This is a genomic window from Chloroflexus sp. (assembly GCF_034435895.1).
GTDB lineage: Bacteria > Chloroflexota > Chloroflexia > Chloroflexales > Chloroflexaceae > Chloroflexus.
Map to the genome: position 1 here is coordinate 16,876 of NZ_DAOTWH010000103.1, position 10,868 is coordinate 27,743.

The window sequence follows — 10,868 nt, forward strand, 5'->3', positions numbered from 1 at the left end:
ACTATGAGGTAGCGCGCCGCCAGTCAGGTATGGTAAGAACAAGGTAGCAAGCTTTTTGCGTTCTGTGGCGATGCTTAACCTAGACAGGAAACTCATGCCGCGGTGGATATGGATCGTCTTGATCGGTCTCGTAAGTTTGGCAGCTTGCACCAGCACAACCGGCAATCCGGCTGCGCAACCGCCGTTGCCCCCCACAGCGCCGGTGATCACGCCAGAACCACTTGCGCCCACGGCCCTGCCCACGACAGCGCCGGCCACTCCGGCGCCGTCACCGTCGCCGGCGCCACCCACGCCGGCAGCAGTAGTTGACCCGACTCGCCTGACCTACGCGCTTGAACGGATTGCCGACGGCTTTAATCGGCCCACCCATCTGACCCACGCTGGCGATGGCAGCGGGCGCTTGTTTGTGGTTGAACAGGCCGGACGAATATGGATTCTCCGTGATGGGCAGCGGCTGGCTGAACCGTTTCTCGATATTCGCGCACTGGTGGGATCGCGCGGCAACGAGCAGGGCTTGCTGAGCATCGCATTTCACCCGCAGTTTGCCGCCAATGGTCGCTTCTTCGTCAACTATACCGATACCGGCGGCGATACAGCGGTCGCTGAATATCGGGTCAGCGCCGACCCTAATCGAGCCGATCCGGCCAGTGCGCGCGTGCTGTTGCAGATTGCGCAGCCGGCGGCGAATCACAACGGCGGCCTGCTATTGTTTGGCCCTGACGGCTACCTCTACATCGGCACCGGTGACGGCGGCAGCGCCGGCGATCCGCTCAACGCCGGGCAGCGGCTCGATACGCTTTTGGGCAAACTGTTGCGGATCGATGTTGACAACGGCCAGCCGTACGCCATACCCCCCGATAACCCGTTCATCAACCGCGCCGGCGCGCTGCCGGAGATTTGGGCCTACGGTTTGCGCAACCCATGGCGCTTTGCCTTTGATCCGGCAGCTGGCATGCTCTTCATCGCCGATGTGGGCCAAAATGCGTGGGAAGAGGTGAATGTCGCGCCGGTAGACGCTGCCGGTCTCAATTACGGCTGGCGCTTGATGGAGGGCGATCAATGCTACCGGCCAACCAATTGCGATCCAAGTGGGTTAGTGCTGCCGGCGGCGGTGTATGGCCACAACAGCGCCACCGGCGGGTGCTCGGTGACCGGCGGCGAGGTCTATCGCGGGATGCGCCAGCCGGCGCTGGCTGGCGTCTATTTCTATGCCGACTTCTGCACCGGCAACTTGTGGGCCTTGTGGGAGAATGCCGGTGTATGGCAGCACGCGCTGGTGGCGCGGCTCACCATTCAGACCACCTCGTTTGGAGTTGATGAGGAGGGCGAGATCTATCTGCTGGATCGGGCGGGTGGAGTCTACCGGTTAGCTAGTCAAAAACTGCCGGATTAACCGGATCAACACCGCCGGTTGCTCATCTTGAATGCTATGGCCGCTGTTGGCGACAAACTCAAGGCGGCAGTTGGGAATGGCGGCAGCCAGCCGTCGCACATCTTCCGGCAGATTATTCCGCTCGCCATCGCCGTTGATCAACAGCGTCGGGCAACGGATCTGCGGCGCTTCGCGCAAGCAAATATCGCCGCCGCCAGCGACAATCGCCTCTGCCGCCCGCACCCACCCCTCGATCATCGGTTCGAGCTGTTCACGCCCGTGCAGCTCGATAATCTCTTGCCGCCACGCGGCGCGCCGCTCATCCCATGCCGATACTGGCAACCAATCTTGCACGGCCTCAACCATCGCTTGGCTCATCACGCCGGCCACACCCCACGCCACCACGCCGCGCACCAGATCGGGCCGGCGCGCCGCCAGCACCAGCGCGCTCTCAGCGCCGTCGCTGAAGCCCAGCACTACTACCGGCCCCGGCTGCAGGATATCGAGCAGTTCAGCCATATCAGCGGCATCGCGCTGATAAAAATCGGGCGGGAAGGTGCGGTTGGGCGGGCGGCTAGCGCCATAGCCGCGCAAATCGGGCGCAATCACGCGATAATCGCGGCTGAGGTTGTCGATCAGCAACCCCATGTGCGAGCGAGCGGTGCCGGTGAAGCCATGGATGAGCAGTAACGGCGGGCCGCTGCCGAGATCGTGATACGCCAAAAGAGCGCCATCGCGGAGCGTAACATTGCGCAGCATAAAAGTCTCTATAATGGTGATGAGAACCAATGCCGGATCCAACGACGATCGAAGATTGAGAGCGGCGCAATGACGATTGAAGACCTGCGCGCCATTCCGTTGTTTGCCAGCCTTGATGAAACGACACTGGCCGACACAGCGCGGCGCGTCCATATCTGCCATTATCGGCCCGGCCAGCATATCATACACGAAGATCAGCCAGCGCATGCCATCTTTTTTGTGGTGTGCGGGCGGGTGCGGCTCTCGCGCATGGCGCCTGATGGGCGCGAGCAAGTATTGGCGATGGCCGGGCCGGGGGAATATTTCAATGCGGTGCCGATCTTTGATGGCGGCCTGAGCCCGGCGACAGCACGGGCCATGAGCCACGTGACCTGTTTGTTGTTAGCCCGTGACGATCTGCTGGCCTTGATCCGCAAGCATCCCGATCTGGCGCTGGCCGCGCTCTCGGATTTGGCCGGCCAGTTGCGCGAATTAGTCACCTTGGTGGAAGATCTCGCCTTTCGGTCGGTGCGGGCGCGGCTGGCGCGGTTGTTGTTGGCCGAGGCGGCGGAGGGTGCTGCCGAAGTGACGCATCAAGAACTGGCCGAGCGCACCGGTACCGTGCGCGAGATCGCTGGGCGAGCGTTGCGCCAAATGGCTGAAGAGCGATTGGTGAAGTTGGAGCGGGGGCGAGTGATTGTGCTCGATCGGGCACGATTGGCTAAGGTGGCGGAAGAATAGCTGACGCAAAGGCGTGTATGTACAAAAGCGAGACATTCACTCCTTTGCGCCGGCCAAACCTTTACCGGAAAATGTCGACAACGGTGTTATACATATCCGACAGTGAAATGCCGAAGACGCTAACTGCTGCAACAACAACTAGTGCAACATGATGATTAGACTATACTCGACTAATCCTTGTCCACGCTCGTGGTGAGTAATAGCCACACGCACGGCTTGGAGCCAATGGTTGATACTCATCTCTTTCTCACCTCCTTTCTACATAATGATGTGTGCCTCCACTGTACTGTGAAAGTTGGCAACATGCAACCAGAATTCGGGTACTATTGCGCTATGTTACCGGCTCATTGAACAGTGACAATCTGGTGCATGCGAGGAAAAAGCCGCTGTTTGCGTCTCAGGAGTAAGCGTATGACCATCACATGGCGGGTGCCGTTTGGCGATTTGCAGCGCAGCCATCAGGCCTTGCAAGCCGAGTTGCTTGCCGCTGCCGAGCGAGTGATTGCGAGCGGCTGGTATATTTTGGGCGCCGAGGTGGCGGCTTTCGAGCGCGAATTTGCCACGCTGTGCGGGGTTGAGCATTGCGTAGGCGTCGCCAGCGGCGCCGAAGCACTCTATTTAGCCTTAGCCGCGGCTGGGGTCGGGCCGGGTGACGAGGTGATCACGGTGGCGAACGCTTGTATGTACGATGTCGCGGCGATCCTCCAAGCTGGCGCGCGGCCAGTGTTAGTAGATATCGATCCGGTAACGCAAACTATGGATCCGGCAGTGTTGGCAACGGCGATCACCCCCCGCACCAAAGCCGTCATCCCAGTGCATTTGTTTGGGCGGCTGGCCGATATGCCGGCGATTATGGCGATTGCTGAACAGCACGGTTTGACGGTGATCGAAGACGCGGCGCAGGCGCACGGCGCATGGCGGCCTGATGCCGATGGTGCGCCGCGCATGGCCGGGCAGTGGGGGCATTTGGCTGCGTTTAGTTTCTACCCCAGCAAGAATCTCGGTGCATTGGGCGATGGCGGTGCGCTTGTTACTAACAATCCGGCATTTGCCGAACGCCTGCGCCGGCTGCGGATGTATGGCTGGGAGCGCAAATACTATACAACTGAATCGGGTGGCCGTAATTCACGGCTCGATGAGTTGCAGGCGGCGCTGCTGCGGGTGAAGCTGCCGTATCTTGCCGCCGCTAATGCGGCGCGGCGCGAACGGGCCGCTTGGTACGCCGCCGCGCTGGCCGATCTGCCGGTTGGGTTGCCGGTTGATGAGCCGGGGCATGTCTATCATCTCTACGTGATCACGCTTGCTGATCGGGCGACCCGCGATCGCTTGCGCGAACACCTGTTAGCACACGGCATCGGGTGCGATATTCATTATCCGGCGCCAACCCATCTCCAACCGGCTTATGCCGATCTTTGCTATCATCCGGGCAGTTTGCCGGTCACTGAAGATTTGGCCGGGCGGATTCTCTCGCTGCCGATGTATCCGGAATTGAGCTACGACGAGGTAATGCTTGTTGCCGGAACGATACGCACGGGGTTCGTATGATTGATCGCAATCCATTTGCCGGTGCGCGGGTATTGATCACCGGTGGGCTAGGGTTTATTGGTTCAAATTTAGCCCATCGCTTGGTTGATTTGGGCGCTCAAGTGACGTTAGTCGACTCGCTGATCCCGGAATACGGCGGGAATCTCTACAATATCGCCGGGATCGAGGATCGGGTGCGGGTGAATATTGCCGATGTGCGCGATGAATACTCGATGGATTATTTGGTGCAGGGGCACGATTTTCTCTTTAATCTGGCCGGCCAGACCAGCCATCTCGACTCGATGCGTAACCCGTATGTCGATCTTGACATCAATTGTCGAGCGCAACTTTCGATCCTCGAAGCTTGCCGCAAGAACAATCCACAGATTACGATCGTATACGCTTCTACTCGCCAGATCTACGGCAAACCCGACTATCTGCCGGTCGATGAGCGCCATCTGCTCCATCCGGTTGATGTCAATGGGATCAACAAGATGGCTGGCGAGTGGTACCACATCCTCTACAACAATGTCTACGGCATTCGCGCCTGCGCTTTGCGCCTGACCAACACCTACGGCCCGCGGATGCGGGTGAAAGATGCGCGCCAAACCTTCCTTGGCATTTGGATCAAGAATGTCATCGAAGGTAAGCCAATACAGGTGTGGGGCGACGGCATGCAATTGCGCGATTTTACATACATTGATGATTGTGTGGAGGCGATGTTGCTAGCCGCCGTCCATCCGGCAGCAGCCGGCCAGATTTTCAATCTGGGCGGTCTTGAGGTGATCAATCTGCGCGATCTGGCGGCGCTGACGGTTGAAGTGGCGGGTGGCGGCAGTTTTGAGATCATTCCCTATCCCCCCGATCGCAAACCGATCGATATTGGTGACTACTACGCCGATGATCGCCGCATCCGGAGCATGCTCGGCTGGCAGCCGCGGATCGATCTGCGCACCGGATTGGCGCGTACCATTACCTTCTATCGCGAGCATCGCCAGCACTATTGGGAGTCATCCACTGAGAGAAGTGAATAAATAACAGCCGGATGTTCATCCGTCCTTCACGATGAACGACTACAATACACGCTGATAGCGATACCAAGGAGAACTTCAGTTATGCGCGTGCTCATTACTGGCGGGGCAGGGTTTTTGGGGTCGCACCTATGCGATCGCTTTCTGGCCGAAGGGCATACGGTGATCGCGATGGATAATCTGATCACCGGCAGCACCAATAATATTGCCCATCTGGCCGGCCATCCCCACTTTCTCTTCATTCATCACGATGTGACCAACTATATTTACATCGAGGGCCCCCTCGACGCTGTCCTCCACTTTGCCTCGCCGGCGTCGCCGATTGACTACCTCGAACTGCCAATCCAGACCCTCAAGGTAGGCGCGCTGGGCACTCATAAAGCATTAGGCTTGGCGCGGGCCAAAGGCGCGCGCTTCTTGCTGGCCTCGACCTCGGAAGTCTATGGCGACCCGCAAGTCCATCCACAGCCGGAAACCTACTACGGCCACGTCAATCCGGTGGGGCCGCGTGGCGTCTACGATGAGGCCAAGCGGTTCGCCGAAGCGATGACCATGGCCTATCACACCTACCACGGGGTTGAGACGCGGATTGTGCGTATCTTCAACACCTACGGCCCGCGCATGCGGCTGCGCGATGGCCGGGTCGTGCCCAACTTCATTGCGCAGGCGCTGCGCGGCGAGCCGTTGACTATCTACGGCGACGGCAGCCAAACCCGCTCGTTCCAGTACGTCTCTGATCTGGTTGAGGGAGTCTACCGGTTGTTGTTTAGCGATGAAGTCGAACCGGTCAACATCGGGAATCCCGGCGAATTCACGATCGCTGAATTTGCGCAGATCGTGAACGAGATTACCGGCAATAAGGCCGGTGTGGTCTACCGCGATCTACGCACCAAAGACGATCCGCAAGTGCGCCAGCCCGACATCAGCAAGGCGCGCCGGATCCTCAATTGGGAGCCGAAGGTGACGCTGCGCGAAGGTCTCGAACAGACCATCCCGTGGTTCCGGCAAGAGTTGCAGCGCCGCGGCGAGCTGTAATCGACGTGAGCGATGTTTACAGGAGCGAGACGATGCGGTTGATGCCCACTGAGCTGAAAGATGCGTACATCATCGAGCCGGAGTTGTACGAAGACAATCGCGGGTTCTTTGCCTGCGTCTGGTCTCAAAACGAGTTTGCCGAGCATGGGTTGGTCAGTCGGGTGGTGCAGATGAACCTTTCGTACAACCGAGTGGCGGGAACCCTGCGTGGCATGCATTTCCAGTACGCACCCTACGCCGAAACCAAGCTGGTGCGCTGTATTCGCGGCGCAATTTATGATGTGATTATCGACTTGCGCCCCGACTCGCCCACCTACAAGCGGTGGATTGGGGTGAAACTGACGGCGGCTAACCGGTTGGCGCTGTACGTGCCGGAAGGGTTTGCCCACGGCTTCCAAACGCTCGAAGACGACACCGAGGTCTTCTATCAGGTGTCGCAATACTATACGCCAAGCGCCGCAGGCGGCGTGCGCTACGATGATCCGGCGTTTGGCATTGTCTGGCCGTTGCCGGTCACCGAGATGAGCGAGAGGGATAAACACTGGCAACCCTTTACCGGTTAACCGGAATGGCAGGGATCGGCCGGGGATAGCGCGCTATCCCCGGTTGGTGGGTATCACCGGTGAACAGCTTGCGAGCGGTCGTCTATCTCTAGATAGTTGAAATTGTCTCCATTCCATACATCCACTTGCGCCTCCCCTGCGTAAAGAGAAGTGAAGCCGGAAATTGTGCAAGACATTTGCAAAAGATTGCCAATACCGGTAGGTGAGGAAGCGTTGTATTGTAGGAGGAGGCATCTGTGTTTCGCAAGCTGTCGATTGCCCTGACCACTGCCCTCTTGTTCGCCCTGCTGATTGTGCCGGCTGCTTTTGCCCAGAGCGGCGCGGCGAAAGTGCGCGTGATCCACGCTTCGCCTGATGCGCCGGCGGTGGATGTGTTCGTCAACGGGAATGCCGTATTGACCAACGTCGGCTTCTTTGCCGCTAGCCCCTACCTTGATCTGCCAGCGGGCACCTACCGCGTACAAGTTGCGCCTACGGGCGCCGGCGCCGGTTCGGCGGTGATTGATGCCAACGTGACGATCGAAGCGGGCAAGGCGTACACCATCGCGGCGGTTGGCCTGGTGGCCAGCATCAAGCCACAGGTGATCGTCGATGATCTGCGTGCTCCGGCGGCTGGCCAAGCCAAGGTGCGGGTGTACCACTTCTCGCCTGATGCGCCAGCGGTGGATGTCAAGCTGGCCAATGGCACGACCCTGATCAGCAACTTGGCCTTCCCCGATGCCAGCAACTACCTCGAAGTTCCGGCAGGCGTCTACGATCTGCAGGTGACGCCGGCGGGCGCCAGCGCGGTGGTGATCAATCTGGCGGGTACGATCGTCAACGCTGGCCAGATCTACAGCGTCTTCGCCACCAATGTCGTTGCTAACATCACCCCGCAGCTTGCGGTGACTGCGCCGGTGACCACGGCGGCGCCGGCGGCGCTGCCCACCACCAGCGGCGAGACACTGCCGCTGGCGGCGTTGGCCCTGATCGCACTGGCCCTGACCGCGCTCGGTGGGATGGTGGTGCGCCGCAGCATGCGGTAAGCCAATCGTTGCATTCGGTTGAGGGCGGCTGCAATGCAGCCGCCCTCGTTGTGTTTTGCGTAGTTTCGGGCATGTTTACCGTAGCGGACGCGGATGGTGTGAACCGCAAAGATGCAGTAGAGCCGGACGGCTGCCCGGCTCCGCAAAGGGTTTTAACGCAAAGGCGCAACGGAACGCAGCGGGCGTAAAGGGTTGGAATGGGATGATCCTCCGCGTCCGCGGTGTTCTCTATGGTAGAAACTTCGAGAACGGGAACCAGCAACGCCCCCCTCTCCCGCGCCAGTGGGAGAGGGGCTGGGGGTGAGGGCCATCAGCCTGCTGCGCAGGCTTCGTAACCCTAGCCCGGCCCTGAAAGGCTGGGCTTCGGATCAGAGATTCTTTCCGCCCTTGAACCCAGCGGGGAGGGGTCAACATCCATCCCAGCGCATCATCATACCTCTTGACAAGCCTATGCCAATAGTGTAAAATTAACACTAGACGGGTACAGCCCGTCTTTCAACCGGCACTAATTAGTGTTAATAAGACACTTTCAAGGAGGCGCGCCATGATGACCATCTTCCTGTTGGGGCTGACGGCGCTGATGGGTGTCACGGTGATCAGCGCGGCGCTGCCGCGGCCCACACCGCCGCCAGTGGTCTATCTGCGTGCCGAAACTCCGGCAGAGGCGGGTGGCGGTGATTTGGGGTTTGCGTTGATTATCTTTGTGGTGCTGGCGTTGGTGGTGGCGATGGCGGTGTGAGGGAACGAGTCAGGTTTATAGATTGCACAACCACTGGGCAATGGCGGTTAGTTGGTAATCGTTGGTCAAGTTAGCCGCATTGCTCAACCGTCCGGCAGATAGATCAGCTCATATTTCGTCCGCCATCCGCTGTTCAATTGCAGCGCCGATAAAAAAGAGGTGCGGCGTCGCATTGACGGCAGCAAAAGTGTCACGAATCCGGTTTAGCGCCGTCCGCGCCGTTTTCCAGTGTTCGTCGGCGCCAACCGGATCGATACCGCCTTTGAGTTCTCCCAACGCCACGCACCATGCGCAGAATACCGCTATTATTGAGCCTGCCGCCTTCTTTTTGGGCGTTTAAATAGCAGAGAATCGCTTGTAATGGTTCCTGCCGGTCGGTTATCTCCACCGCCTCTCGCCACGCTGGATTCAGCCCCAGCAAGTCTTTCGCCCGATTTTCGACCGTGCAACTGAGCATGTTCTGACACAATCTGACCAGTTCATGTTCAGTAACATTGAGCACAGCCAATTCTAGTGCATACGTTCTCGTGTAATCATAGCGATTACAGTATGGTGGAGAGGTGATAATTGCGTTGTATTTTTCAGATGGTAATCTCGGTAAAATCTCAAGAGAAGAACCATGTGTAATGTAATTGCACCTGTGAAACGAGGAGTCGAAAAGAGATCAAGTTGTACTGATGGTTGCGAATCGCTTGTAATCTCGTCAATTTTCTGGGTGATCGCTTGCTCGAAACTCGGTATTTCAACCTTATAGAATATCTTCTTGCCTTGCTTGCGGCCCGAACGATAATCCTAACGCAGATATTGGCCGTCCTTACGGGTAAAGCTAATGCTTTCATGCACGCGCAGCAGGGCGAAACGAAGCACAAACGCCACTCGCTCATTTTCCTGTTGGCACGCGCTGAGAAAGCGCTCAATCGCGTCTTTCGCCGCTTCCGTATACGCGCCGCGTGTGATGCGCAATTCCAGTAAGGTCACAGTTTTCGGGGCATGTATCCAAACTTGGGGGTCGCGCCAACGTTGGAGGGTGTTGAAATCACTGGCGGTAAACGCGGTATCGAGCAGTTGCTTGGTAGCAATGATGTATTGGCCGATTGGCAGCAGTTCGATGCCTTCTGCATCAAGCCGTTTGGCGCTGGCGGCAAAGAGAGTGGTGCCGCTGCCGGCGAATGGATCGAGCACGGTACCTTGCGTGATCTGGTTTTGTCAAGGATGTATTCAACAAATGGCGCTGAAAAGGCTTCTTTGAACTTGTACCAACGATAGACTGGCAGTTGTTTGTTGGCTTGAAAGCTGACCAGTGATCGATTAAGCGCTGCATCGATGACGATCTTGGTGCAAAACCGTTGGTGAAGCGCCTGATCTAGATCGTCTATCTCAGCGAGGCTGGCGTTGTGGGATAACGTATGTTCAGTGGTTGTCATGATACGGCGCCTTAATCAGAACGCAAGTGCTAGATTTGTATTATACACGACTTCACCCCTCCCCGCGCCGCCAGTTCCAGATGATGACCGAGAGGTAGCCGGCGGCGCCAATCGCGACCCCAACCGGCCACGAGTTGCTGGCTTGCATGCCGACTAAGCCGGCCAGCAGCGGCCCAACTGCCGCCAACAGCGGGCGCAGATCGTCGCTGGGGGTGAGGCTGGCGCGGCGGCGGCGCGGGCGTGGCGGCGTTTCGGTTGGTGGCAAGTCAGGTTGCTCGGTTTCGTCATCGTCTTCGTCATCATCTTCAGCCTCGAAGATAGCCGGCGGTAGCGGGTTCTCGACCGGTGGGTTCTCACGCAGTTCGGCCCGGTAGGCTTTGCGCCAGCGATAGGTTGGCCGGCGGCGCGTTTCGTAAAGGTGGTAGGCGGCGCGCTGTAAGAAGGCCGGCTGGCCGGCGCTGAGCGCCATCAGTTCACGCACTTCGTCGGTGCTGAAGAGTGGTTCGCCTTCCTCAAGGTAGCTGTCGAGCAACATGTGCGCTTCGGCAAAGCTGAGCGGGCCGAGCCGCACGGTGGCGAACGGTTCGCTCAGCGCTGGCGGCGCCCCGCGCACGGCCCCAACCACCATCAGATCGTAAGCCATGCTCTGGCCGGTCGGCCCGGCGACGCCGTGGTA

At 58.7% G+C, this 10,868-nt stretch carries 10 protein-coding genes and 2 pseudogenes; 8 read left to right on the forward strand and 4 right to left on the reverse strand.

Annotation, left to right across the window (positions count from 1 at the left end):
- The first annotated feature begins 94 nt into the window (after positions 1-94).
- Positions 95-1,393, forward strand: a complete 1,299-nt coding sequence (locus tag U9R81_RS06230) for a PQQ-dependent sugar dehydrogenase (RefSeq protein WP_322494647.1) — start codon at positions 95-97, stop codon at positions 1,391-1,393.
- Here the strand turns inward: U9R81_RS06230 and U9R81_RS06235 are convergent.
- Entirely contained in the window at positions 1,367-2,131 is a 765-nt protein-coding gene (locus U9R81_RS06235; protein ID WP_322494648.1) for an alpha/beta hydrolase, read from the reverse strand. The genes U9R81_RS06230 and U9R81_RS06235 overlap by 27 nt on opposite strands.
- A gap of 69 nt (positions 2,132-2,200) precedes the next feature.
- On the opposite strand from U9R81_RS06235, the gene U9R81_RS06240 reads away from it, so the two are divergent.
- The 7 genes from U9R81_RS06240 (at position 2,201) to U9R81_RS06270 (ending at position 8,768) form a co-directional block, all read left to right on the forward strand.
- Positions 2,201-2,851, forward strand: coding sequence for a Crp/Fnr family transcriptional regulator (locus U9R81_RS06240; protein ID WP_322494649.1), 651 nt, complete (start codon positions 2,201-2,203; stop codon positions 2,849-2,851).
- Positions 2,852-3,262: 411 nt separating this feature from the next.
- Entirely contained in the window at positions 3,263-4,396 is a 1,134-nt protein-coding gene (locus U9R81_RS06245) for a DegT/DnrJ/EryC1/StrS family aminotransferase (RefSeq protein WP_322494650.1), read from the forward strand.
- Entirely contained in the window at positions 4,393-5,409 is a 1,017-nt protein-coding gene (locus tag U9R81_RS06250) for an NAD-dependent epimerase/dehydratase family protein (RefSeq protein ID WP_322494651.1), read from the forward strand. Before U9R81_RS06245 ends, U9R81_RS06250 begins: the two co-directional genes overlap by 4 nt.
- Before the next feature lie 81 nt (positions 5,410-5,490).
- Positions 5,491-6,441 carry a UDP-glucuronic acid decarboxylase family protein gene (locus U9R81_RS06255; protein WP_322494652.1) on the forward strand — a complete coding sequence of 317 codons (951 nt, stop codon included), beginning with the start codon at positions 5,491-5,493 and terminating at the stop codon, positions 6,439-6,441.
- A gap of 32 nt (positions 6,442-6,473) precedes the next feature.
- A complete protein-coding gene (gene rfbC / locus U9R81_RS06260; protein WP_322494653.1) occupies positions 6,474-7,004 on the forward strand; it encodes a dTDP-4-dehydrorhamnose 3,5-epimerase in 531 nt (176 codons plus the stop codon).
- 236 nt (positions 7,005-7,240) lie between these two features.
- The gene (locus U9R81_RS06265) at positions 7,241-8,029 is read left to right on the forward strand and encodes a DUF4397 domain-containing protein (protein ID WP_322494654.1); all 789 of its coding nucleotides are present in this window, start codon (positions 7,241-7,243) and stop codon (positions 8,027-8,029) included.
- A 544-nt stretch (positions 8,030-8,573) separates the two neighbouring features.
- Positions 8,574-8,768: a hypothetical protein gene (locus U9R81_RS06270; protein WP_322494655.1), complete on the forward strand. Its 195-nt coding sequence runs from the start codon at positions 8,574-8,576 to the stop codon at positions 8,766-8,768.
- A gap of 15 nt (positions 8,769-8,783) precedes the next feature.
- On the opposite strand, the pseudogene U9R81_RS06275 reads toward U9R81_RS06270, so the two are convergent.
- The 3 genes and pseudogenes from U9R81_RS06275 to U9R81_RS06285 all read right to left on the reverse strand — a co-directional run.
- Positions 8,784-9,050, reverse strand: a pseudogene (locus tag U9R81_RS06275) (AvaI/BsoBI family type II restriction endonuclease); the annotation flags it as partial.
- Between the two features lie 510 nt (positions 9,051-9,560).
- Positions 9,561-9,950, reverse strand: coding sequence for a hypothetical protein (locus U9R81_RS06280; protein WP_322494656.1), 390 nt, complete (start codon positions 9,948-9,950; stop codon positions 9,561-9,563).
- A 294-nt stretch (positions 9,951-10,244) separates the two neighbouring features.
- A pseudogene (locus U9R81_RS06285) lies at positions 10,245-10,868 on the reverse strand (AAA family ATPase); the annotation flags it as partial.

Bases quoted from the DNA above. Each gene is read 5' to 3' on its own strand.
- rfbC (WP_322494653.1), top strand. From the start codon at position 6,474: ATGCGGTTGATGCCCACTGAGCTGAAAGATGCGTACATCATCGAGCCG.
- U9R81_RS06235 (WP_322494648.1), bottom strand. From the start codon at position 2,131: ATGCTGCGCAATGTTACGCTCCGCGATGGCGCTCTTTTGGCGTATCAC.
- U9R81_RS06240 (WP_322494649.1), top strand. From the start codon at position 2,201: ATGACGATTGAAGACCTGCGCGCCATTCCGTTGTTTGCCAGCCTTGAT.
- U9R81_RS06245 (WP_322494650.1), top strand. From the start codon at position 3,263: ATGACCATCACATGGCGGGTGCCGTTTGGCGATTTGCAGCGCAGCCAT.
- U9R81_RS06255 (WP_322494652.1), top strand. From the start codon at position 5,491: ATGCGCGTGCTCATTACTGGCGGGGCAGGGTTTTTGGGGTCGCACCTA.
- U9R81_RS06230 (WP_322494647.1), top strand. From the start codon at position 95: ATGCCGCGGTGGATATGGATCGTCTTGATCGGTCTCGTAAGTTTGGCA.
- U9R81_RS06270 (WP_322494655.1), top strand. From the start codon at position 8,574: ATGATGACCATCTTCCTGTTGGGGCTGACGGCGCTGATGGGTGTCACG.
- U9R81_RS06250 (WP_322494651.1), top strand. From the start codon at position 4,393: ATGATTGATCGCAATCCATTTGCCGGTGCGCGGGTATTGATCACCGGT.